This window comes from Xenorhabdus mauleonii, assembly GCF_900113945.1.
In the GTDB taxonomy this organism is placed as follows: domain Bacteria; phylum Pseudomonadota; class Gammaproteobacteria; order Enterobacterales; family Enterobacteriaceae; genus Xenorhabdus; species Xenorhabdus mauleonii.
The window spans coordinates 146,907-170,753 of sequence record NZ_FORG01000009.1; the positions used below are offsets into that span (position 1 = coordinate 146,907).

18 protein-coding genes and 3 tRNA genes are annotated in these 23,847 nt (G+C 42.4%); 11 read left to right on the top strand and 10 right to left on the bottom strand.

Annotated features, from left to right (window positions below; all coding sequences use genetic code 11):
- The first annotated feature begins 219 nt into the window (after positions 1–219).
- From BM100_RS10960 to recD, 8 genes are read left to right on the top strand one after another with little or no spacing between them, the layout of a single operon-like run.
- Positions 220–720, top strand: a complete 501-nt coding sequence (locus BM100_RS10960) for a prepilin peptidase-dependent protein (RefSeq protein WP_092510891.1) — start codon at positions 220–222, stop codon at positions 718–720.
- The gene (locus BM100_RS10965; RefSeq protein WP_092510835.1) at positions 717–1,328 is read left to right on the top strand and encodes a prepilin peptidase-dependent protein; all 612 of its coding nucleotides are present in this window, start codon (positions 717–719) and stop codon (positions 1,326–1,328) included. The genes BM100_RS10960 and BM100_RS10965 overlap by 4 nt, the downstream gene beginning before the upstream one ends.
- Positions 1,325–1,852: a YgdB family protein gene (locus tag BM100_RS10970; RefSeq protein WP_092510837.1), complete on the top strand. Its 528-nt coding sequence runs from the start codon at positions 1,325–1,327 to the stop codon at positions 1,850–1,852. Before BM100_RS10965 ends, BM100_RS10970 begins: the two co-directional genes overlap by 4 nt.
- Positions 1,849–2,232: a prepilin-type N-terminal cleavage/methylation domain-containing protein gene (locus BM100_RS10975; protein ID WP_092510839.1), complete on the top strand. Its 384-nt coding sequence runs from the start codon at positions 1,849–1,851 to the stop codon at positions 2,230–2,232. Before BM100_RS10970 ends, BM100_RS10975 begins: the two co-directional genes overlap by 4 nt.
- Positions 2,225–5,632 carry an exodeoxyribonuclease V subunit gamma gene (gene recC / locus BM100_RS10980; RefSeq protein WP_092510841.1) on the top strand — a complete coding sequence of 1,136 codons (3,408 nt, stop codon included), beginning with the start codon at positions 2,225–2,227 and terminating at the stop codon, positions 5,630–5,632. Before BM100_RS10975 ends, recC begins: the two co-directional genes overlap by 8 nt.
- Positions 5,633–5,651: 19 nt before the next feature.
- Positions 5,652–8,537 carry a pitrilysin gene (gene ptrA / locus BM100_RS10985; protein WP_092510843.1) on the top strand — a complete coding sequence of 962 codons (2,886 nt, stop codon included), beginning with the start codon at positions 5,652–5,654 and terminating at the stop codon, positions 8,535–8,537.
- A 38-nt stretch (positions 8,538–8,575) separates the two neighbouring features.
- On the top strand, positions 8,576–12,277 hold the full coding sequence (gene recB / locus BM100_RS10990; RefSeq protein ID WP_092510893.1) for an exodeoxyribonuclease V subunit beta: 3,702 nt from the start codon (positions 8,576–8,578) through the stop codon (positions 12,275–12,277).
- Positions 12,278–12,282: 5 nt separating this feature from the next.
- Positions 12,283–14,169: an exodeoxyribonuclease V subunit alpha gene (gene recD, locus BM100_RS10995; RefSeq protein ID WP_175494942.1), complete on the top strand. Its 1,887-nt coding sequence runs from the start codon at positions 12,283–12,285 to the stop codon at positions 14,167–14,169.
- Between the two features lie 5 nt (positions 14,170–14,174).
- On the opposite strand, the gene argA is transcribed toward recD, so the two are convergent.
- Complete coding sequence (gene argA, locus BM100_RS11000; protein ID WP_092510847.1) at positions 14,175–15,500, bottom strand: amino-acid N-acetyltransferase; 1,326 nt, start codon at positions 15,498–15,500, stop codon at positions 14,175–14,177.
- 238 nt (positions 15,501–15,738) lie between these two features.
- On the opposite strand from argA, the gene amiC reads away from it, so the two are divergent.
- On the top strand, positions 15,739–16,986 hold the full coding sequence (amiC, locus tag BM100_RS11005; RefSeq protein WP_092510849.1) for an N-acetylmuramoyl-L-alanine amidase AmiC: 1,248 nt from the start codon (positions 15,739–15,741) through the stop codon (positions 16,984–16,986).
- Between the two features lie 120 nt (positions 16,987–17,106).
- Here amiC and BM100_RS11010 read toward each other — a convergent pair whose 3' ends face one another.
- The 5 genes from BM100_RS11010 to BM100_RS11030 form a co-directional block, all read right to left on the bottom strand.
- Entirely contained in the window at positions 17,107–17,493 is a 387-nt protein-coding gene (locus BM100_RS11010) for a hypothetical protein (protein ID WP_092510851.1), read from the bottom strand.
- A 46-nt stretch (positions 17,494–17,539) separates the two neighbouring features.
- Positions 17,540–17,869: a hypothetical protein gene (locus tag BM100_RS11015; RefSeq protein WP_092510853.1), complete on the bottom strand. Its 330-nt coding sequence runs from the start codon at positions 17,867–17,869 to the stop codon at positions 17,540–17,542.
- A 268-nt stretch (positions 17,870–18,137) separates the two neighbouring features.
- Positions 18,138–18,214 (bottom strand) — tRNA-Met (locus BM100_RS11020).
- Positions 18,215–18,295: 81 nt separating this feature from the next.
- Positions 18,296–18,372 (bottom strand) — tRNA-Met (locus tag BM100_RS11025).
- Between the two features lie 125 nt (positions 18,373–18,497).
- Positions 18,498–18,574: transfer RNA gene (locus BM100_RS11030), tRNA-Met, on the bottom strand.
- A 225-nt stretch (positions 18,575–18,799) separates the two neighbouring features.
- On the opposite strand from BM100_RS11030, the gene mltA reads away from it, so the two are divergent.
- Together mltA and tcdA are read left to right on the top strand one after the other, a co-directional pair.
- Complete coding sequence (gene mltA, locus BM100_RS11035; RefSeq protein ID WP_092510855.1) at positions 18,800–19,894, top strand: murein transglycosylase A; 1,095 nt, start codon at positions 18,800–18,802, stop codon at positions 19,892–19,894.
- Between the two features lie 73 nt (positions 19,895–19,967).
- A complete protein-coding gene (tcdA, locus tag BM100_RS11040; RefSeq protein ID WP_092510857.1) occupies positions 19,968–20,780 on the top strand; it encodes a tRNA cyclic N6-threonylcarbamoyladenosine(37) synthase TcdA in 813 nt (270 codons plus the stop codon).
- Between the two features lie 110 nt (positions 20,781–20,890).
- On the opposite strand, the gene BM100_RS11045 is transcribed toward tcdA, so the two are convergent.
- The 4 genes from BM100_RS11045 to csdE all read right to left on the bottom strand — a co-directional run bounded on the left by BM100_RS11045 (position 20,891) and on the right by csdE (position 23,322).
- The gene (locus tag BM100_RS11045; RefSeq protein ID WP_092510859.1) at positions 20,891–21,250 is read right to left on the bottom strand and encodes a hypothetical protein; all 360 of its coding nucleotides are present in this window, start codon (positions 21,248–21,250) and stop codon (positions 20,891–20,893) included.
- Positions 21,251–21,503: 253 nt separating this feature from the next.
- Positions 21,504–21,806: a hypothetical protein gene (locus tag BM100_RS11050; protein WP_092510861.1), complete on the bottom strand. Its 303-nt coding sequence runs from the start codon at positions 21,804–21,806 to the stop codon at positions 21,504–21,506.
- A gap of 107 nt (positions 21,807–21,913) precedes the next feature.
- Positions 21,914–22,225, bottom strand: coding sequence for a hypothetical protein (locus tag BM100_RS11055; RefSeq protein WP_092510863.1), 312 nt, complete (start codon positions 22,223–22,225; stop codon positions 21,914–21,916).
- Positions 22,226–22,866: 641 nt separating this feature from the next.
- A complete protein-coding gene (gene csdE, locus BM100_RS11060) occupies positions 22,867–23,322 on the bottom strand; it encodes a cysteine desulfurase sulfur acceptor subunit CsdE (protein ID WP_092510865.1) in 456 nt (151 codons plus the stop codon).
- Between the last annotated feature and the right edge of the window lie 525 nt (positions 23,323–23,847).

Below are 23,847 nucleotides of genomic sequence, written 5' to 3' on the forward strand. Positions count from 1 at the left end.
TGAGGCATCTGTGACTTTTGCGTTCCGCTTCGCAAATAAAATGAAAAAACTGTTCAATGGTTATTATTTCCTGAAAGCCCTTCAAGTAATTTAACAAATCATCTTTTCATTACTCTGTGAATAAAAGATATTTCCTGTCAGAAAAAAGCGTGTTGTAAATAGGGGGTGAATTAATGGAGAAAATATAATTACAAAGCAATGCAATGGCAAAAAAACAGAATGAAAACTAACAAACAACAGTCAGGGTTTACATTATTGGAATTATTGATAGGAATGTTTATTCTTTCTATCAGCTTATCCTGGGGATTATATTATTGGGGTAAATACCAGAATCGTCAGCAGTTACAGTCAGCAGCGAATAATGTGCTGTCTTTTATGGAAAGGCAACAAGCTCTGGCAAACTATCTCAATCAGGAACGTACATTATGGCTCGTGTTGGGGCAATCGTGGTGTTTGGTTTCTTCTGCCACTAAGATTTCTGATTGTGATGAACACGATAGCGAACGGGTTAATTCTCCCCATGATAATGTAGTTTTGGCATCATCTACGACAGATCGTATAGATTTTTACGGTATTAGAAATACAGCGATGCCTGCCAGTTTTATATTGGCTAACCCGGCTGGTGAGATCAGCGTAGTTATTTCAGGTCGAGGCAGGATAAGAACATGCAGCAATACAATTAGCCAGCTTCCTAATTGTGAAGGAATAAAAAATCTATGAGGCCAGCGGGTTTCTGTTTCAGGAAAAAACAGGCCGGGTATTCTTTGTTGGAAATTATAATAGCGATGCTAATCAGTAGTGTGATTTTTATCGCTATGACAAAAACTTATCCGGTTTTATCAAATCAAGTTCTCGATCTATATCGAAAATATCGATTGAATTATTTGGTGAACAGGACGGTTCATTTGATGGAAAAAGATATTAGGCGTGCCGGTTATTGTCAGAATATAAAATTGTGTGAAGGTGCCCCTTTGATAATTAAAAATAAAAATACAGAACCGGATAATTCCTGCATTATTGTGGCTTTTGATCTCAACTTGAATGATCGTTGGGAAAAACCGGAACATATTGAATCTGAATTTTTTGGCTATCGCTTGAATAAGCGTGCTCTTGAATGGAAAAGGGGGGCTGCCCATTGTCAGGAAAATGGCTGGGAGAGGTTATTCGATCCCAACGAAATTGTGGTTGATGCTTTTAGACTTGAAAAAGCACTGGCAAAAGGAGGTGAGGTTTTTATTACCTTATCCATTGTCACCCATTGGGTGAAGTCTCCATCCGTTGTGCACCGCCATCGAACGGCGATTAGGTTGCGTAATATCAGGGAATGAAGAATATATGGCAGAAAGTGAGCGCAGGCCAAAATAGCGGAAAACAATTAACAGTCAAGCAGCAGGGAAATATCTTGCTGGTATCGATCATGATGTTGCTGGCATTGAGTTTAATGATGCTGAAAGCGCTCCATTATCAACAGGAAAACGCAATGCTTATGATGATGGATGAACAAAATTATTTAGATGCCTTTTTGCAGGCTGAATCATCATTAGAATGGGGAAAAGTGCAGTTATGGCGCATCGATCCACAAGAACCAGAAGGTTGGGTTTGTTTGCAGCAATCTGAAGTTCACTTGAAAAGCTGCGTTAAACGCTATTCGGACACCACCTTTCTATTAAAAGGCATCGCTCAATTAAAAGGTATGGCGCAATTTACATCGCGAGAACAAATTGAACTTTATCAATGGATGAAACTGATGAAACAGGCAAACCAAGATACACTTATAGTTATTAAGTTAACTCCAGTAGAAAGTGGTTGGCTGGATTTTTGCCCTGTTTCTCAGGCAGCATTTTGTTTATGAAAGTATTTTGTCGGTCTAGGCAACAAGAGGGAATGAGTTTACCGGAGGTGATGGTGGCATCTGTTGTGTTTGCTATTTCTCTATTGGGATTGATGCGCTACCACCAAGCCTTGTCTGCAAATTTCCAGCAATATTGGGAGCAACTCAAGGCCGTGAAATATGCCCATAAACAGTTGGAACAATATGAGCGCTTGGAAGGGCAAATTGAGTCCAATGATGCGACGGAAGAAATGGCATTAAGGCAAAAGTGGAAAATCGAATTTCAACGGGAATTTCATTCTTTGGGATGCTATCGGGTAACAGTTAAATTGACAGTACCTTACAATAAACCAAGTAAATTAGAGCGCTGGTTTTGTGCAAATGGGAGCATTGATGTTTAGAGTTTATCATTCAAATCAACTTGATATCCTTAAAGAGTTGATGGCGATACTGATTGGGGATAATCCCCTTTCTAACCCATTTGACAAAGAAGTTATTTTGGTTCAAAGCCCGGGCATGTCACAGTGGTTGCAGATCCAAATGGCAGAAAAGCTAGGCATTGCCGCAAATATGGAATTCCCGCTTCCCGCGACTTTCATTTGGCAGATGTTCACTCAAATATTGCCCAATGTTCCCAAAGAGGGGGCATTCAGCAAGGATGCGATGAAATGGAAATTAATGACGTTGCTGCCAACCCTGTTGACAGAGCCGGAGTTTCTGTCACTTGGTCACTATCTCGATCAGGATATTGATAAACGTAAGATCCACCAGTTGGCTGGCCGCATAGCTGATTTGTTCGACCAATATTTGGTTTATCGCCCGCAGTGGTTGGAGAATTGGGAAAATGGTCAGCTCATTGATGGATTGAGCAACAATCAATTGTGGCAACAAAAGCTATGGGCTGAGCTGACGGAATATACTCGTCAATTGCAACAACCTTTGTGGCACCGTGCTAACTTATACGAGCGGTTTATCGCCACCTTGGAAGAAGGCAATTTCCCGCTGGAAAAGTTACCTTCACGCATTTTTATTTGTGGGATCTCTTCGTTGCCACCCGCTTACCTGCAAGTTTTCAAGGCGTTGGGAAAACATATTGATATTCATCTTATGTTTACTAACCCATGCCAATATTATTGGGGGGATATCCAGAGCTATGCGTTTCTCGCCAGATTAAATAGCCGTAAGCCCAAACATTACCAAAACAGCCAATCAATGGAACGGTTCAAAGATCCCGAAAATGCCTCATCGCTTTTCAATGAAGATGGTGAACAGAGTCTAAATAATCCCTTGCTGGCGTCGTGGGGAAAATTAGGCAGGGATAATCTCTATCTGCTGTCGCAACTGGAACCTGATTCCGATGTTCATGCTTTTGTTGAATTGGAGCCTGACAACATTTTGCATCAAATCCAACAAGATATCCTGAATCTTGAAGATCATGCCCAGATTGGCTCGACCGAAGATACATTTAAAAACAGCCTGAAAAAACGTCCGCTTAACAGTGAAGATCGCTCGCTGACATTTCATTCATGCCATAGCACGCAAAGGGAAATTGAAGTCTTGCAAGATCAAATCCTGCACTTGTTGGATGATGATCCTTCTCTGACACCACGGGATATTATTGTGATGATGGCGGATATCGACAGCTATGCGCCCTATATTCAGGCTGTTTTTGGCAACGCACCGGAAGAGCGGTATATCCCTTTTGCGATTTCTGACCGAAAAGCACGTCAGGCACACCCTGTTTTACAAGCATTCATTACCTTACTGGATTTGCCACAGAGCCGATTCACCGCTGAGCAGGTACTGGCATTACTGGAAGTGCCTGCTTTGGCCAGTAAATTCTCAATTCAGGAAGAAGGGTTGCGTTTGTTGCGGCGTTGGGTCAAAGAATCCGGTATTTGCTGGGGCTTGGATGACGACAACATTGAAGAGCTATCTTTGCCCGTGACCGGGCAAAATACCTGGCGTTTTGGTTTAACCCGGATGCTATTGGGCTATGCAATGGACAGCCATGCAGGCCCGTGGAGTGACGTCCTGCCCTATGATGAATCCAGTGGTCTTGCGGCCGAATTGGCGGGTCAACTGGCTGAATTCTTAATGGAACTGAACCATTGGCGCAAAATTTTGGGTGAAGAACAGACGTTGGCGGATTGGTTAGTTGTGTGCCCACAGATGCTGGAAACCTTTTTCGAATCAGACGACGAAATTGAGCTGGTATTGGCACTGATTACCCAACAATGGCAAAAAGTCATCGAACATGGATTGAATGCGCATTATGAAGAAAGCGTGCCTTTGGTTCTGCTGCGTGATGAATTGGCGCTCCGTTTTGATGATGAGAAGATTAGCCAGCGTTTTTTAGCAGGTTCACTTAATTTCTGTACCCTGATGCCCATGCGCTCTATCCCCTTTAAGGTTGTTTGCCTGTTGGGAATGAACGATGGGATTTACCCGCGCACGATCCCACCGCTTGGGTTTGATCTCATGGCAGAAAAAATGCAACGTGGGGATAGAAAACGGCGTGATGATGACCGTTATCTCTTTTTGGAAGCGCTGGCTTCCGCGGAGCAATTTCTTTACATCAGTTATATCGGTAAATCGATTCGGGATGATACCGAATGCAATCCATCCGTGTTGGTTAATGAACTGCTGGATTATGTTTGCCAGAGCTTTTACCTGATCGGTGATGAGATGCTGAATGTGGATGAGAGTGCTAAAAACGTCAGGAACCATCTGTTGTTCCAGCATACCCGTGTGCCTTTTGCGACAGAAAACTTCCTGCCTGACCATTATTCCCAAAGTTATGCGTCAGAATGGTTGCCTGCGGCGACTCAACAGGGAATTTCGGCAATGGATTTTTGTCAGCCGATTGAATTTGACCGCAGCGAAATAAAAGAAGTCTCGCTGGATGAATTGATCCGTTTTTATCGGCATCCTGTCCGGGCCTTTTTCCAGCAGAGATTGAAAGTTCATTTTGTCATAGAAGAGATGGAATTGCCGGAAGAAGAACCTTTTGTATTGGACAATTTGCAACGCTATCAATTTAACCAATTATTGCTGAGTATTTTGATAGAACAAGGGCCGCCTGAATCCTTGTTTCATCACCTCCGGGCTTCGGGGGGGTTGCCTTATGGCGCTTTTGGGGAGGTGTACTGGAAGACACAACTGGAAAGCATGCAACCATTGGCAAATAAAGTGCGTGAGGAGTTAACGGAGTCTTTTTCCGTCGATTTGTATCAGGAATTAAACAGCGTATTACTGGTCGGCAAAATTAATCAGGTGCAGCCCGATGGAATTTTACGTTGGCGTCCAGCGAACTTAACTGCCAGTGATGGTATCCAATTATGGATTGAACATCTTGCTTACTGTCTTTCTGGTGGCGTCAGCGAAAGCCGCATGTATGGAACAGGCGGAAAAGAGAGGAAAAAAGGCACTGAATGTCGTTTTTCTCCACTCAGTTCGGATGAAGCGAAAAAATATCTGAATCAGTTAATAGATGGTTATTTTAAAGGGATGTCTGAACCTCTCCCCCTATTTTGCCGCAGTGGTTGGGCATGGTTGGAAGGTTGTTTTAACAAGGAAAGCCTGGAAATAGATTTCAGTGAGGAAGCTCAACTCAATGCTGAGAATAAATTGATAGAACAATGGCAGGGAACGCATGACAGAAAAGGAGAGAGCGCTGACCATTATATACAGCGAGCTTTTCGGCAAGTTGATCAGCCACTTTTAGAACGCATAAAGCAAGAAACCCAGAGCTATTTGTTACCGATGGCTTGTTATTCAAATGGCTTGTTATTTAAATAATTAGGGAGAATATTAGGTTATGCCTAAATATGTTATCCGTATCATGATGGTGTTATCTCTGCTCTTTTTTGGAGTGACGGCATATGCCCAATCATTATGGCAACCATTGCCGGATACAATTAATAAAAGCGCCCGAGATCCCCGCCAATATAAAGTTATTCAATTGCAAAATGACATGACTGTATTGCTGGTGTCTGATGAAAAAGCCGTTAAATCATTGGCTGCTGTTGCGCTTCCGGTCGGTCATATGGAAAATCCAGATAACCAGCTTGGTTTGGCCCATTATCTGGAACACATGGTGTTGATGGGCTCCAAACGTTACCCCCAACCGGGTGATTTAGCTGAATTTCTGCAAAAACATGGCGGAAGCCACAACGCCAGTACAGCAGCTAACCGAACGGCATTCTATTTGGAAGTGGAAAATGACTCCCTGAAAGAAGCCGTTGATCGCTTGGCTGATGCTCTTGCTGAGCCATTGCTGGATCCGAAGAATGCTGATCGTGAACGCCATGCTGTTGACAATGAAATGACGATTGCCCGTGCGAGCGAAGGCCACCGCATTTGGCAGATCCGCTCTGAAACTATCAATCCAGCCCATCCCAACGCTCGTTTTGCTGGTGGAAATCTGGAAACCCTGAAAGATAAACCTGGCAGTAAGTTACAAACCGCATTAGTCGATTTTTACCAGCGTTATTACTCTGCTAATTTAATGAAAGGCGTTGTGTATGGTAATCAATCAATAGATAAACTGGCTCAAATTGCGGCAGAAACCTTTGGGCGTATCCCAAATCGGCATGCATCCGTGCCTGCGATTACCGCGCCGGCGGTGACGGATAAAGAAAAAGGCATCGTTATCCATTATGTGCCTGCCCAGCCTCATAAGGCTTTGCGCCTTGAATTCAATATAGCTGACAACAGTGCAGATTTTCGCAGTAAGTCAGATAGTTATATCAGCTATTTGATTGGCAACCGCAGCCAGAATACGCTATCTGATTGGTTGCAGAAACAGGGGTTAATTGAATCAATCAGTGCGGCTGCAAGCCCTAGAACAGATGGAAATTCAGGGACATTTGGTATTGATGTTTCGTTGACGGATAAAGGGCTTAAACATCGAGATCAAGTCATTGCAGCCATTTTTTCTTATATAAATCTGTTGAAGCAAAAGGGGATTCAAAAAAGCTATTTTGATGAAATGGCTAAGGTACTCAATTTGTCATTCCAATACGCATCAATCGCGCGAAACATGAATTATATTGAGGGGCTGTCAGATGCGATGCTGGAATTGCCTATTTCCCACGTATTGGATGCTGATTATCTGGCTGAAGATTTTAATCCGACAGCAATAGCCAGCCGTTTGGATGAATTGACGCCTGAAAATGCACGTATCTGGTTTATCAGCCCGTCGGAGCCACACAACAAAGAAGCTTACTTTGTTCAGGCCCCTTATCAGGTGAATAAAATTACTCAAAAACAGATAACGCAGTGGAAAAACCTAGAACAAAAAACCGCGTTCTCTTTGCCTGAGTTGAATCCCTATATTCCGGATGATTTGTCTCTGATAAAAACAACTGGCAGCCAAAAACATCCTAAAATGATTTTGGAAAAACCGGGCGTTCGTTTGCTTTACATGCCGAGTCAATATTTTGCAGATGAGCCCAAGGGTACTATTTCACTGGAAATGCGTAACCCGAATGGTTTGAAAAGTCTCAAAGACCAGCTTAATGATACCTTGCTGAATTATTTGTCTGAACTGAAACTTGATCAACTGGGCTATCAGGCGATGGTTGGCGGAATGGGAATTTCTACCGGCTATGCAGATGGGTTGCAAATAGAAGTCAATGGTTACACACAACATCTGCCGGAATTATTAACTTCGGTCATTCATCAGTACACTTCGTTTAAGCCGACTCAGGAAGAGTTGAATCAGGCGAAATCATGGTATCGGGAGAAGCTTGACGTTGCCAATAATGGTAAAGCCTTCCAAATGGCCATGCAGCCAGTGACTCGCCTTTCCGGTGTGCCATATTTTGAACAGAAAGAAAAATTGAAAGCGTTGGATAGCATCACTGTTGACGATATTGTCGAATATCGTCAGAAGATGATCCAACATTCCGCGATACAGGCGCTGGTCTTCGGGAATTTAACCGAACAGCAGAGTATCAATATCATTCAATCAGCACACAAACAACTCGGTAATCAGGGCACTGAATGGTGGGCTGGCAATCATATTGTCATTGATCGTAATTACGCCGTTGACTTTAAAGGAACGGCCAACAGTACTGACAATGCATTGGCAGAAATCTATATCCCAACAGGATATGACCGAATTCACGGCAATGTTTACTCCAATTTGCTGAGCAGTATTTTGTCACCGTGGTTCTATGACCAATTGAGAACAGAAGAGCAACTGGGTTATGCCGTTTTTGCATTTAATCAATCCGTCGGCAAGCAATGGGGCTTGGGCTTTTTGCTGCAAAGCAACAGCAAGCAACCCGATTACCTGCACCAGCGTTATCAGAGCTTTTATCAGCAGGCTGACAAAAAACTAAGGGCAATGTCTGATACTGAGTTCGAACAATATAAAACTGCATTACTGAAAGAAATGCAGGAGCCGCCACAGACTTTCTATTCAGAAATAGCTCGTTATAACTCGGACTTTGGTATCAACAACTTCAATTTTGATACACGTGCAAAAACCATCGCCGTACTGGAAAAAGTGACGAAAGCACAGTTGATCGAGTTTTATGAAAAAGCGGTTATCAAACGTCAAGGATTGGCACTGATTTCCCAAATTACCGGTAAAAAAGGCACACTTCACCAGTATGCTGAGTTGAAAGACTGGAAAACTTACCAATATGTGTCAGATTTCCAGAAACAATTACCGGTTAAGGTGAATGCTCAGTGAGCAAAGAAATACTGAACGATGAAATATGGGGCCGTCACATGCCAGATAATCCATTGCAGCCCCATAAGCTACCGTCTCATAAACTTAATGCGTTAACTTTGCCGCTGTATGGTCAGCGGCTTATTGAAGCGTCGGCAGGTACGGGAAAAACCTACACAATAGGTTTGCTTTATCTCCGCCTGTTATTGGGATTAGGCGGCTCTGCCGCTTTTTCCCGCCCTTTGAATGTTGAAGAAATTCTGGTTGTTACTTTTACAAAAGCGGCAACGGATGAATTGCGTGGCCGTATCCGTGAAAACATCCATCAGCTTAGGTTGGCTTGTATACGGGAAGAAAATGTTGTTATAGACCCCTCTTACCAGCAATTACTGGATGAAATCCCGGATAGGGAGAGTGCCGCCAATTGGCTATTGATCGCAGAGCGGCAAATGGATGAAGCTGCTATTTATACCATTCACGGTTTTTGCCAGCGCATGCTGGTACACAATGCGTTTGAATCCGGAGTGTTATTTGAGCAAACACTGATTCAGGATGAGGGGCAATTACGTAAACAAGGTTGTGCTGATTTTTGGCGACGTCACTGTTATCCCCTGCCGCTTCCGATAGCCGGGGAAATAAGTAAGTTATGGAGCGGGCCGGAAGCGCTGCTGAAAGATATTTCTGACTATTTGTACGGCGATATGCCGTATATCGCCAATGCACCTGATAGCGATGAAACTGTGTTTAGCCGGCATCAGAAGATCACCGAGCATATTGAGGCAATTAAGCAGCAATGGAACGAAGTCGCATCCGACTTACATGATTTGATCGCAAATTCTGATGTTGATAAGCGCAGCTATACGAAAAAGAACCTGCCAAATTGGATAAGCAAAGTATCTGAATGGGCTAAATTACCGACTGAAGATTATCAGCTTCCCAAGGAGCTGGATAAGTTTTGCCAATCACGTCTGGTGGAAAAAACCAAAAAGGGCAGCGCACCACAGCACTCCTTGTTTGAATCTATTGATGAGTTATATCAATACCCACTGACGCTGAAAGATATCATTATCTCTAAAGCGATTATTGAAGTTCGTCAATCCGTGCATCAAGAGAAACTGATGCGGGGTTACATGGGGTTTGATGACTTGTTAACCCGTCTGGACAGCGCCTTGAAGCATGTAGGAGGCGCACAACTTGCGGCAGCCATCCGGCAACGTTATCCCGTCGCGATGATCGATGAGTTTCAAGATACTGACCCTCAACAATATCGTATTTTTCAGGCTATATACCGTTTCCAGCCCGAATTTGGCTCATTGGCGTTATTACCTGAAGATCAATTATCGGAAGAGCAGAAATCGGCAAATGGTTTGTTGTTTATCGGGGATCCCAAACAGGCTATTTACGCCTTCCGCGGTGCGGATATTTTTACTTATATTCGTGCTCGTTCTAACGTTAGTGCTCATTATACCTTAGAGACTAATTGGCGCTCTTCCGCACCGATGGTACACGCTGTCAATAAGCTGTTTTCCCGCACAGAGCGGCCATTCTTGTTTGCACAGATCCCGTTTATCAACGTGAATGCAGCGGAAAATAATCATGGGCTGAAATTTGCTTTACATAATGAAGAACAATCTGCATTGCGATTTTGGCTACAACCCGGTGAGGGAATTTCTAAAGGGGGATATGAACAGAACATGGCACGGCTGTGTGCTGCTCAAATTCGGGATTGGTTGCAGGCAGGGCAAGAAGGCAAGGCACTGTTGCATCGGGGGGAGAAAGGTCGTCCGGTTGTAGCGGCAGACATTACAGTGTTGGTTCGTGATCGCAGGGAAGCCTCATTGATTCGTAATGAACTGAATGCATTAAAAATACCATCGGTATTTCTTTCTAATCGGGAAAGTGTGTTTGATACGTCAGAAGCCAAGGATTTGCTTTGGTTATTGCAGGCGGTATTGGCGCCAGAAAAAGCGCGAGAGCTGAGAAGTGCACTGGCCAGTAGTTTATTTGGCATGAGCGCACAGCAAATTGATCAACTAAATAATGATGAAGCCGCATGGGATCGTCTGGTTGATGAATTTGATGGCTACGCCCGTATATGGCGCTCTCGCGGTGTATTGCCAATGTTGCGGAGCGTGATGGTTAAATACCAGATAGCCGAAAACCTGCTGGCAGGTGATGATGGTGAACGCCGCTTGACTGATATTATGCATATTGGAGAGTTATTGCAGGAAGCATCGCAGCAACTAGACAGCGAACATGCGGTTGCCCGTTGGTTGGCACAACAAATTTCCCGGCCTAATCCCCAATCAGAAAGCCAGTTGATGCGTTTGGAGAGTGATAGGCATCTGGTGCAGATCTGCACGATTCATAAATCAAAGGGGCTGGAGTACCCATTGGTGTGTTTGCCTTTCATCTGCGGTTACAAGAAGCAAAAGCAGGCGATTTATCATGATCGCCATAACTTCGAGGCACACCTGAGCATTTCCCACGATAATGAAAAACTGAAAGAAGCTCTGGAGCTGGCTGATGAAGAGCGTTTGGCGGAAGATTTGCGTTTGCTGTATGTTGCATTAACACGAGCGGTTTATCACTGTAGTGTTGGCGTTGCACCGCTTATCAAGGGGAATAAAAGTAAAGAAGGGGATACTGATTTACATCTGTCTGCCTTGGGATATTTGTTGCAAAAAGGAGAGCAGGGAAATGCCGAGCTATTGAGAAATAGCCTGAATGAACTTGATGGTGATGGAATCGAAATCACACAGATCGAGAATATCGGTGATGCATCATGGAGTGCGCAAAATGAAAATCGGGCATCACTGGTCGCCAAAAGATTTCAGCGTTCCATCCGAGATGATTGGCGGGTAACGAGTTATTCAGGATTACAGCATTCCGCCTCCCGTGCCATGTCTTCCACGATTTTTAATAATCGCGCCAATGCATTGGGAGAATCCGTGGATGTGATTGTCCAATCTATTTCCCCAAAACTGGATATTGATGCCCGTGGTGAAAAACAGGAAGGATCTTTGCCGCAAATGACGCCACATACTTTCCCGCGGGGCGCTACAGCAGGTACATTCCTGCACTCTATTCTGGAAGATCTGAACCCTGACAACCTGCCCGATCAAGCCTCGCTGGAAGAAAAACTGACGGCATCAGGATTTGATGAAAAATGGGCTGCTGTATTGGAAGAGTGGATAGATAATCTATTGCAAGCAGATCTGAATGGCGAAGGGTTGAGGCTTGTTGATGTACCTTATCATCATCAACAAAGTGAAATGCAGTTTTATTTGCCAGTGGATAAATTATTGCATTCAGACGCAATGGATGCATTGACCCGGCGTTATGATCCGCTGTCTGCACAATGTACCCCGTTAGCTTTCCATCAGGTCAAGGGAATGCTGAAAGGCTTTATTGATTTAGTTTTTTGCTGGCAGGATAAGTTTTACGTGGTGGATTACAAATCTAACTGGTTGGGGGAAGATAGCCAGTCTTATACGCAGGAAGCAATGGCGGCATCCATGATAGAGCATCGCTATGATTTACAATATCAGCTTTATACCTTGGCCCTGCATCGCTATTTGCGTCACCGGTTAGCCAATTATGATTACAAGCAGTATTTTGGCGGTGTTATCTATTTATTTTTACGGGGTATTGATAAAGATAATCCTGGTCATGGTGTTTACTATTATCTGCCACCGTTTGAATTTATTGATGAACTGGATGCGCTTTTCAGTGCTGAGGGTGAGGAACAAAGCGCATGAACTCTATGATGTCACTATTGCAGCAGGCTGTCAGCCAGAAGCTATTGCGTCCTCTGGATGTGCAGTTTGCTTATGTGATGATTAAAGATGAAAACCCGCTGTTATTGCTTATTGCAGCCCTATTGAGCGCTGAATCGGGGGCAGGGCATGTTTGCTTGCCTCTGGAGCGGATCTCGCCTGAATACCTGTTTGAAGGCAGGCATCCGGAGTTAGCTAATTCACTTTGGTCTTTGGCTGGGGAACCGAGCCAGGAGCAAATTATTGCTGCTTTGCAGGCATGCCCGGCGGTCAGTCAGGGGGATTTTCCTACACCTATTATCCTTTCTCATCCAAGTATCTTGGATAACCGATTGTATTTGCAACGTATGTGGCAAAGTGAACGTCGTGTGGCAGATTTTTTTTCTAAGGTTGAATTGACCGACACGTTTGATGAAATACAGCTACGCAGCATCCTGGATGAACTTTTTGGTGCAACTGTTCCGGGAGAGATCGATTGGCAAAAAGTGGCAGCAGCCGTTGCTGCTACAAGCCGGATCTCTGTCATTTCCGGTGGGCCGGGAACCGGCAAGACAACAACCGTGGCTAAACTGTTGGTAGCCTTGATCAAGTTGTATGAAGGTCAGCAACTGAGGATCCAATTAGCTGCGCCAACAGGTAAAGCGGCGGCGAGGTTGACGGAATCGTTAAGGGAGGCTGTCAAAAAACTCGCGTTGGCACCAGAGCAATGGCGCAGTATCCCAGAACAGGCACAAACGCTTCACCGTTTATTGGGAGCACAGCCTGACAGTCAGAAACTGCGTTATGGGCGCGATAATCCCCTCTCCCTTGATATTTTGATCATAGATGAAGCCTCAATGGTGGATTTACCGATGATGGCCCATCTGATAAACGCGTTGCCTCCGATGGCGAAGGTGATTTTTCTGGGGGATAAAGATCAGTTGGCGTCAGTTGAGGCAGGGGCAGTATTGGGAGACATTTGCCGTTTTGCTGAACAGGGATACAGTGCACAACGTGCAGAGCAGTTAGGGCGATTGACCGGATGTTCATTGATGCCTTATTCCGTGCCGGATTTAGAAAATAATGCTCCTGCCGTGCGGGACTGTCTCTGCTTGCTGCGCAAAAGCTATCGTTTCAATTCGGCTTCCGGTATCGGACAATTGGCATCGGCCGTGAATCAGGGGGATCGCAAGGCAGTATCCAATGTGTTGAATGACGCCCTCCCAGATGTTTATTTCAATCCACTTTCCCAGGATGAGGATTACCAGCGTTTATTGACTGAAACCGCAGCCGGTTATTATCAATATTTGGCGATGGTGAATGAACGAGGGGCAGAGAAAGCCATTCTGGCAGAATTTAATCGCTTTCGGTTACTGTGTGCATTAAGGGAAGGGCCATTTGGTGTTGCCGGATTGAATCAGCGAGTGGAGCAATTGCTGCACAGGAAAGGCATTATTGCGCTGTCTAAGAATGCGGAAAACCGTGGTTATGTCGGGCGGCCGATCATGATATTGCGTAATGACAGCACCCTTGGGTTGTTTAACGGTGATATCGGGATCATGCTCAAAAATCGGGATAATGAACTGAAAGCCTATTTTCAGTTATCAGATGGCCAGATTAAAGGTTTTCAGCCGAGCCGATTGCCCCAGCATGAAACGGCTTATGTCATGACGGTACATAAATCTCAGGGTTCAGAATTTGAACATACTGCCTTGGTCTTGCCGACTCAATACTCGCCGATAGTCAGTCGGGAACTGGTGTATACCGCATTGACCCGGGCGCGGGAGAAATTGACCATTTATGCCCATAAACCTGTCTTGGACAAGGCGGTGGCGACTGTCACACAACGGCGAAGCGGGTTAGCGGAGTGGCTTGGCCCGCGCGACCTAGGCTGATGGCTCTATAAATTCAGCATCAATATCTTGGAACGGCGCTGGTAGTTATACAGTGCCTGTTTTTCCACGGGCAGCATCTCGATTTCTGCGGGTTCAAACCCCCGTTCCTGAAACCAATGAAGGCTGCGTGTCGTCAGTACAAATAGCTTTTCCAAACCTATTTGTCTGGCTTGGGCGGAGATGGCATTGAGCAGCACTTCACCACGGGAAGAGTTCCGGTAATCGGGATGCACGGCAACACAGGCCATTTCCCCTATCTTTTCTTCAGGATAAGAATACAGTGCGGCGCAGGCAATGGTGAGATTATCGTGTTCTATCAGCGTGAATTTATCCACTTCCATCTCTAATTGTTCCCGTGAACGGCGTACAAGAATTCCTTGTTGTTCCAGCGGTCGGATAAGTTCAAGAATACCGCCGATATCATTGATATTTGCACGACGGATTTGTTCGGAACGCTCCATAACGATTTGGGTTCCGATGCCTTCCCGTGAGAATAGCTCCTGAACCAGCGAGCCATTTTCTTGATAGCTGATCAAATGGCTGCGGCGAACTCCACGGCGGCAGGCGGTAATGGCTCCCCGCAAAAAACGTGATGTTCCTGAATAATGATCCCCGGCACTTTCCAGTTCATGCAGTCTGGCCTCTCCTTCATGCGGAAACATTTCTGATAAGGTATTGCCTTCGGCATCAAGTACCCCTTGTGATGAGCAAAAACCGATTAATTTTTCTGCTCTTAATTTGATTGCCAACTGTGTGGCAATTTCTTCGGATGTGAGATTGAAACTCTCTCCTGTCACGGAAACGGCAACCGGCCCAATTAACACAATAGCGTTATTGTCCAGTTGTTGGTTGATGGCTTCTTCATCAATACGGCGGATCTTGCCACTGTGATAATAATCAACGCCATCATCGATCCCTAAAGGCTGGGCGATAATAAAGTTACCGCTGACAACATTGATATGGGCACCTTGTAACGGAGTATTGTTCAGGCTCATGGAAAGTCGCGCCGTTATATCCAGTTGCAACAGCCCTGCTGCTTGTTTCACCAAATCCAGTGTCTTGGCATCCGTTACTCTGATGTGTTTATGATAAACCGAGCGGCAATTATGTCTGGCAATGTTTTGTTCAATTTGTGGGCGGGCACCATACACGACAATCAAGCGAATGCCTAGGTTATGCAACAATCCGACGTCATTGACAATGTTGGGAAAATTCTCATGGGCGATGGCTTCTCCTCCCAACATAATGACAAAAGTTTTCCCCCGATGTGCATTAATATAGGGAACGGATTGCCGGACGATTTCAACTAATTCGGTACCGCACTCTTTCATGGAGCCCTCTTTGAGTGAATTTATATTCATTATTTTTGTATTTTTATTCCATTTGGAATGAAATGGCAAGAGCAACATAGATAAAAATGACGTTATTATTTATATTGAAATAGATAAATGAAGTAAGCATAAAATACTTTTTTTGATGACAGAGATACTCTAATTAATTAGAGTTTCTGCCTAAATATTGTTTTTGGCAAAAATCACTGTGTACATTTGTTTTTAATTGGAATAAACGATGAGTCACTCAGACTATAATTTTTCACGCCGTCGCCTGCTGAAAGGTGCAGCAGCTGTGTGGTTATTGAGTATCAGCCCGGTAGGGAATGCAGCAAACTCAAAAGTGATTGCTGTTCGTATTTGGCCAGCATCGAGCTATACCCGAGTGACGCTGGAATCGAATATTCCACTTAAGTATCGCCAATTCTTACTTTCTAACCCTAACCGCATTGTTATTGATTTGCAGGGGATCCAGCTTAATAGCGTTTTGAACAGCTTGGGCACACAAGTTCAGAAACGTGATCCTTACCTGAAACTCGTTCGGGCCGGACAATTTAATCCCCAAACAGTGCGTTTGGTGTTTGAGATTAAGCAACCCATTGCCCCGCATATTTTTACACTGCCGCCTATTGCTAAATTCAGACACCGCCTAGTGTTGGATCTCTACCCTAAAAAAGCGGTAAATATAGATGATGACCCGCTACAGGCCCTGCTTGAAGAATATAACAGCGGGAATTTAGAAAAACACATGCCTGTGGAGACGCGTAAACCAGGTAAGGCAGGAAAAGATCGGCCAGTAGTGATTATGCTCGATCCTGGCCACGGCGGTGAAGATCCTGGTGCGATTGGGAAAAACAAAACCCGTGAAAAAGATGTCGTATTGCAAATTGCCCGCCGGTTACAAGCGCTGATTAAACGTGAACCGGGTATGAAAGTTTACATGACGCGTAATGAGGATGTATTTATTCCTTTAAAAGTCAGAGTGGCAAAAGCACGTAAGATGCGGGCAGATCTCTTTGTTTCTATTCACGCTGATGCCTTTACGAATCGAGCGGCGAAGGGGTCATCCGTATTTGCTCTTTCGACGAAGGGAGCGACCAGCAATACCGCCCGTTATTTGGCTCAAACTCAGAACGAAGCTGATTTGATTGGTGGTGTCAGTAAAAGTGGTGATAAATATTTAGACCACACTATGCTGGACTTGGTGCAAACCGCAACCATTAACGATAGCCTGAAATTTGGTGATGAAGTACTCAAACGGATGGGTAATATCAATAAGTTGCATAAAAATAAAGTTGATCAGGCGGGTTTTGCGGTATTGAAAGCGCCGGATATTCCTTCCATTCTGGTTGAAACCGCATTTATCAGTAACCTGGAGGAAGAGAAAAAATTACGTACTGCGAAATTCCAGCAACAAATAGCAGAATCTATTTTTTCAGGCATCAAAACCTATTTTAAAAATGGAGCTGAATTAGCTCGGCGGTGAAATATACCCCCTAAATCGCATTTAAAAATGATATACTCGTCGTCGTTCAAGTTGCAGCTTTGTTGGCTGCATCTTGAAATCCATTGGATATAGTTAAATAATAAAAAGAAACAGAGAACATTATGGGATATTAAATAATTCAGAAAAAAATTTAGAATAATCATGATACATATATCTACTCCAGTCACTTGAACCAAACCCCGTCCATGGCGGTAAAGTGGGTTTATTATCCATCCAGAATTGCACCTTCTTAGCGACTAAAGGATGGTGTCTGTGTCTGTAGAGCCACCTTAATTCTTTTCCAGTTATATATTTACCTTGCTTATCTATCACTTGTGCTTGGTTTATACCGTCAAGAAGGAAATGTATATGTATGCGGTTGATTAATCTATCTTTAGTTTTTTTCATGGTTACCCATGATATCCCTGCCTTACATTTTCTGCCTAAAGTTAGATCTAAATCAGCTAGTGGCTCTTTATTTGATGATTTTCCTCTTTTTTCGAGCACAGTATAGTATTCATTATGTTTACCCAAGTAGTTGAAGTATTTATCTTTATATTCTTCGTACTTCGGTTTTTGTGTATATATATTGCCTCATATTTTCATTATATATATTAATTAATTCTTTATTTTCATCAGTATTTGGACAATCATTATCTTCTAATTCATTATTCATATATAGATGAATAATCAATATATGTTCTAGATCAATGAGGGTTAAAAATTGATCAATGAACACTGGTGGATATCGGTTGTTATCATAATGCGTTTTAGCAATTATAAATTTAGGATTGTTATTAAGATATTTTAATCTATATTCATGTAAACCATATATTAAATCACCTACGGCAAAGCTTTCTCTGAAAGGTGGTAGAAATGGCATGATATTTATTCTCAGTATTAAAAAATTTTTAATGCTGATTTTATAACGTTATTTGTAAAATTTTTCTTTTTATTTTTTTATAGAAATGATGTTTTTTGTTTGAAATGTATAAAATTGAATATTTTTAATATTTATTATGATTTTATTTATTGCTGAAGAGTTACTATAGTAAATCATTAAGCATATGGGGAATAAAATGGGAATGCGAGAAAGTATGGAAAAGATGTTTTTGTAATCTAAGAACTCAAGGAGTTTTTAATTAGGAAGTTGGTTGCGGGGGCCGGATTTGAACCGACGACCTTCGGGTTATGAGCCCGACGAGCTACCAGGCTGCTCCACCCCGCGTCCGTCTATTTGCAATTTTTGATTATCAATCTCTTAATCATCAAAATCAGGCAAATATTGAATGATGACATTATACAGTATTGGTTGCGGGGGCCGGATTTGAACCGACGACCTTCGGGTTATGAGCCCGACGAGCTACCAGGCTGCTCCACCCCGCGTCCGTCTATTTGCAAACTTTGATTATCAATCTTTTGATTATCGAAATCAGGCAAATACTGAATGATGACATTCATTAATAGCAGATTTTTACTTTTATCGGCATCTGTGCGCTATCGCAAGATGTTGGTTGCGGGGGCCGGATTTGAACCGACGACCTTCGGGTTATGAGCCCGACGAGCTACCAAGCTGCTCCACCCCGCGTCCGATGTCGGCACACTATACTCTCGAACGGCAACGTTGCAAGTTTTTTTATTGATATTTACCGAATTTGTTAGTTTTCTGATTAAAATATGTTCTTGTTGTTCTGTTTTTGCACGTTCGGGCTTATTGAATGCTAAGCTATTTTTTTCTAACTACATTTCATTATTTATTTGTGTTTGATATTGTTCGTCGTCGGATCGCGATGGTTGGAGATAAGGCATAAATATGAAACTTTGGGGCAAATATATTTTATGTGGATTTGTCATTTCGTTATTAGCGGGATGCCAGCGGCCAGTAGATCAAGCTCAGCAGTATAAAGATGGCCGTATCACCCAAGATCTTCAGTTGGTTAATATACCTAATGCTCAAGGCATTCCTGTGAATGCCCGGGATTTTGCTGCCCAAGTTAAATTCATCAGTGAATCGTCTCCCCGTCTTTATAACACTAACCGAGAAACATTTGATGCTATCACTCATTGGATGCTTTCTGGTGGGGATACTCGCTATCTGAATCAATACGGCTTGCTCGCCTATCAAATGGAAGGGGAAGATAATTACGGTAACGTGAAATTTACCGGTTATTACACGCCGGTAGTGCATGCTCGGTATATTAAACAGGGGGAGTTTAAATATCCGTTGTACAGAATGCCGACTAAATCACGTGTTCGGTTACCAAATCGCGCAGCTATATACAGCGGCGCGCTGAATAAGAAATTCATTATCGGGTACAGCAATTCCCTGATGGATAATTTTATGATGGAGGTACAGGGAAGTGGTTATGTTGATTTTGGTGATGGCCTTCCATTGACCTTTTTTGGTTATGGCGGAAAAAATGGGCATGCTTACCGCAGTATTGGCAAGGTGCTGATTGACAAGGGAGAAATTCCCAGAGATAAAATGTCAATGAAAGCAATTCGTCAGTGGGGAGAACAGCACAGCGAAGCTGAAGTCAGAGAATTGCTGGAACACAACCCTTCATTTGTCTTCTTTCGACCAGAACCTTATACCTTTGTCAGAGGAGCCAGTGCTGTGCCTTTGGTTTCTGAAGCATCAGTGGCATCTGACAAATCACTGATCCCGCCCGGAACGGCTTTGCTGGCGGAAGTTCCAATACTGGATGAAAAAGGCAAATTTACCGGGCAGTACCGGATGCGCCTGATGGTGGCATTGGATGTCGGCGGCGCAATTAAAGGGCACCATTTTGACATTTATCACGGAGTTGGGGAAAAAGCGGGCGAAACTGCGGGTTTTTATAATCACTATGGCCGTGTTTGGGTATTGAAGAAACCCTCATCTGGTTTTTTGGCGGCAAACCAGTAAGATCTCTTCCAGTTCAACTAATCAATTCACCTATTTCAACGAGAAATAGGTGTTATGCAGGATTTATCTAACAATGCAAGTTTCTCTCTCTGATGCTTATCTTCAGCGTTTTGCCGGTACTGCCCGGTTATATGGCCAGAAAGCGCTTTCATTATTTGCCCGCTCACATGTTTGTGTGGTGGGGATTGGCGGTGTGGGCTCATGGGCGGCGGAAGCGCTGGCACGTACAGGCATTGGTGCTATCACGCTGATTGATATGGACGATGTTTGTATCACCAACACCAATCGCCAGTTGCACACGTTGGTACAAAATATCGGTTCTCCAAAAACAGAGGTGATTGCTGAACGGATACGTGCCATTAATCCAGAGTGCCGCGTGACTTGCATTGATGACTTTGTCACCCCGGATAATGTGGCAGACATGATGTCCACTGAATTCAGTTATGTGATTGATGCCATTGACAGTATACGGCCAAAAGCGGCACTGCTGGCTTATTGCCGTCGCTACAAGATCCCCGTTGTTACAACGGGTGGAGCGGGCGGGCAGCTTGATCCGACCCAAATTCAGGTCGTGGATTTGGCAAAAACAGTACAAGATCCCTTGGCTGCCAAACTGAAAGAACGCCTGAAATCGGATTACCGTGTTGTGAAAAATGGTAAGGGAAAATTAGGTATTGATTGTGTTTTTTCAACAGAACAGCTGGTTTACCCGCAATCTGACGGTACTGTTTGCGCTGCAAAGAGTACTGCTGATGGTTCAAAACGGATGGATTGCGCATCTGGTTTTGGAGCTGCGACAATGGTTACGGCAACCTTTGGTTTTGTTGCGGTTTCCCATGCATTGAAAAAGATGGTTGCAAAAGCCGAGCGGGAAAATACGTTGTAATGGAATAAATTGTAATGAAATGCCTATTCAATACTTATTGAATAGGTTTTGTCGTTTTTAAAGATGCCGCATAACCATAATGCGGCATCTTTAAATCCCATAGGGATATTTTAAATAAGTTTCGTATCAATAATAACACCGGTAATATACCTTTCACCAAATTGTCCGACATGGTGATCTGTTATTAATGATATTTTTAAATCATGGTGTAGAGCAAGCAATAGAGTTCTAAATACGGCTTCCCCTTCGATCTGCCCGTCAGGGTTGGCTAAATAAAAGGCACTTTGAACATCGCCATATCTATCTCTAAATATCACCTCAACATTATTTTTTGCCGCGTCTTCAAATAATTTATGGGTTTCTAGTTGGATTATTCTTACTCGATAATAATCAACATATTCTTCATCAGATTGAATACTCTTTTTTTCATAATGATCATTTTGTTGGGGAACGTATGAATTTTCACTCATAGTGTTGATCCTTTAGTTTTTGACTCAAGATTATTTTCTTTAGGAAAATTTAAATTATTCCTGCTGTTTTTCACATTACAGTGTTGTTAGTTAACTTTAGAAATCGATTAGACATAATTTAATATTTAATGTCAGTTATTCCAAGTTTCATATTGGTATTTTTCTATCATTGAAATTATTTTTAAAATAGTAAAAATTTATAATTAATTGTTTACTTGTGGAGACTTTCTTGCTGTGCTCGTCAATAAACTAATTAATCATTTGAAATAACAACGCCGCTTATGTATCTTTCGTTGTACTTTCCAACGACACCATCTGTTTTTACTGTAATGCGTTTCTTATACAACATAGCGTATAATAATGTGGCATATACAGCGCCACCTTCTATTTCCCCATCCGGATGCACTAAATAAAAATTTGAATATGGTTTTTCATCTAGATCTTCAAAACTAACTTCGACATTATTTTTTGCTTCAGGTTGAAATAATTTATGAGTATATAGTTTTTTTATTTTTACATTCTCGTAGTTTACAGAATCGTTTGAATTGTCACTCATGTTTTAAACCCTTTAATTTATTTAAATGAAAAGAAGTTTATTAAATATCTGCGGTTATTCTAAAATCACAGAATTTTTCCTGCTACAGAATTATACTCTGTATTGTCTTATGCTTGATTTGTGACAATAACACCAGTAATGTATCTTTCACCGTGAGAACCAACGAATCCATCTGTTTTTATTGTAACCGGTCTTTTATCCAATAGAGAGATTAATAGAGTGATATAGACCCCTCCACCTTGTATTTCCCCATCAGGTTTTGATAGGTAAAAATTTTCGTGCCTATTTCCCTGTGCATCAAAAAATATAACTTCAACATTGTTTGCCGCTTCGGGTCTAAATAATTTATAAGTTTCCAGTTGTTGTACTACTGATTTGCCAAAATAAGTAGGTTCGTCGTTAGTGATTTTATTAGTCATAATTAAGATCCTTGATTTTTTAATGAAGTTCAATATGCATATTACATATGGCGATCAATAAAACTTTTACTTTATAAATAAATGCTTGTTTTAGAGTGAATAAATGGTCGTATTTATAGGGAGCCAAATAAAACTCTACTTTAAAGCTAGTAAACAACTTTCATTATGTCAAAGAATCAACATGGATATTTTTATTTTCTAGATTGCAAGCTAAATTTATTATTTTTCATTATATTTAATTAACTATAGTTTATTGATTAATCATTGTTGTGATATATTTGTTGTTTTATTCAGCCAGTTAAACTTAAAGGAAAATAATTTAATTTTATTTTTTTAAAATTTATTTATTAGTTTAATTTTAATTGATTAATTTAATGACTATTAAAAGTATATTTTTATGAATGCAAAGTCCATTTAATTTCATTAAGAGCAAGGCAATGAATGTTTGCTGAATTTGATTCGATGATTGGCAGGCGTTATATGAACCAATTCTGGGTATCTGATTTTGATACGGTTGCCTACACATTGAAAAAAGGGGATGGAGGCTAAGTGGGAAAATACGTTGTAATACGATATCCACAGGACAGCGACTGAATACGTATTGAATTCAGTCGCTATTGAATTGAAATGCCATGAATCTATTAAATATAGTTACGGGCAATTTCCTGAATGGTATTAATCAGGGATTTCACGCCATTGAGCCTCGATCCGCTGAGTTGTTGCTCAAGGCCGAGTTGCTGGAATAGTTCAGTTAAAGGAGCTTGCAAAATCTGCTCCGGCGTTTTGCCTTCCACTGCTGTCAGGATAACGGCCAATAATCCTTTTACTATCCGGCCTTCGCTGTCACCGTAGAAATGCAAAAAGCTGCCAGATAATCGTTGATGCCCCAACCAAACGCGATTTTCGCAGCCGGACATTTCAATATTTTGTTGTTTAAGTTCATCGGATAAGGACGGGAGCTTCTTGGCAAGACCGATAAGTTGCCGATAGCGATCTTCCCACAATTTACACTGCCGGAAGCTTTCAATGAGTTGCTGCTCCGTGATTTCCGTTCCAAACGGATGTGGGGCAAGGATAGTGTCTAGAGGTTGTGTCATTGGTTATTTATCTTGCTGTGGGTTTATCGCTTATTCCTCTGAATGAGGTTTCCGGATCATAGCAGGTGTGTGCTTAAACGAAAGCCGTTTAATACTAAAATTTTTTGGCTGATCGATAGTCATAACCAGCATTGCCATTGTTGGCTAAGAACAAAGAAAAAATGTGATTAATACCAACTTATTGTTGAGGTAATAAATTTTCAGACTATTGGAAAAAATGTTTATTTCTTAAAAGCATTTAATAAAATTACAGCTCATGATCATGCCTTGCCGCCATAAACCCTACCATTTCAGAATATTTCACTAAATTCCCTAATATTACTTTTCTGTATTAATTAATATTATTTATTAATTAATTTTAATTTAGCCATCAAATTGTTTAGCATCCTTTTCTATTTTTAGGTTATCGGACTTAAGCATAAAGGGCTGTTTGATGGATCAATTTGAACGCTATTTTCAGCAGGAACTGGCTTACTTGCGGGAGCTGGGAAAGCTGGCGTGTGAAACAAAGCCCCATCTGAAGGA

Excerpts from the sequence above, each read along its gene's own strand:
- BM100_RS10965 (WP_092510835.1), top strand. The coding sequence starts at position 717 with ATGAGGCCAGCGGGTTTCTGTTTCAGGAAAAAACAGGCCGGGTATTCT.
- BM100_RS11045 (WP_092510859.1), bottom strand. The coding sequence starts at position 21,250 with ATGAGTGAAAATTCATACGTTCCCCAACAAAATGATCATTATGAAAAA.
- recC (WP_092510841.1), top strand. The coding sequence starts at position 2,225 with ATGTTTAGAGTTTATCATTCAAATCAACTTGATATCCTTAAAGAGTTG.
- recD (WP_175494942.1), top strand. The coding sequence starts at position 12,283 with ATGATGTCACTATTGCAGCAGGCTGTCAGCCAGAAGCTATTGCGTCCT.
- ptrA (WP_092510843.1), top strand. The coding sequence starts at position 5,652 with ATGCCTAAATATGTTATCCGTATCATGATGGTGTTATCTCTGCTCTTT.
- BM100_RS10960 (WP_092510891.1), top strand. The coding sequence starts at position 220 with ATGAAAACTAACAAACAACAGTCAGGGTTTACATTATTGGAATTATTG.
- amiC (WP_092510849.1), top strand. The coding sequence starts at position 15,739 with ATGAGTCACTCAGACTATAATTTTTCACGCCGTCGCCTGCTGAAAGGT.
- csdE (WP_092510865.1), bottom strand. The coding sequence starts at position 23,322 with ATGACACAACCTCTAGACACTATCCTTGCCCCACATCCGTTTGGAACG.
- mltA (WP_092510855.1), top strand. The coding sequence starts at position 18,800 with ATGAAACTTTGGGGCAAATATATTTTATGTGGATTTGTCATTTCGTTA.
- tcdA (WP_092510857.1), top strand. The coding sequence starts at position 19,968 with ATGCAAGTTTCTCTCTCTGATGCTTATCTTCAGCGTTTTGCCGGTACT.
- BM100_RS11015 (WP_092510853.1), bottom strand. The coding sequence starts at position 17,869 with ATGCCATTTCTACCACCTTTCAGAGAAAGCTTTGCCGTAGGTGATTTA.
- BM100_RS10975 (WP_092510839.1), top strand. The coding sequence starts at position 1,849 with ATGAAAGTATTTTGTCGGTCTAGGCAACAAGAGGGAATGAGTTTACCG.
- BM100_RS10970 (WP_092510837.1), top strand. The coding sequence starts at position 1,325 with ATGAAGAATATATGGCAGAAAGTGAGCGCAGGCCAAAATAGCGGAAAA.
- BM100_RS11050 (WP_092510861.1), bottom strand. The coding sequence starts at position 21,806 with ATGAGTGACAATTCAAACGATTCTGTAAACTACGAGAATGTAAAAATA.
- recB (WP_092510893.1), top strand. The coding sequence starts at position 8,576 with ATGCCAGATAATCCATTGCAGCCCCATAAGCTACCGTCTCATAAACTT.
- BM100_RS11055 (WP_092510863.1), bottom strand. The coding sequence starts at position 22,225 with ATGACTAATAAAATCACTAACGACGAACCTACTTATTTTGGCAAATCA.
- argA (WP_092510847.1), bottom strand. The coding sequence starts at position 15,500 with ATGAAAGAGTGCGGTACCGAATTAGTTGAAATCGTCCGGCAATCCGTT.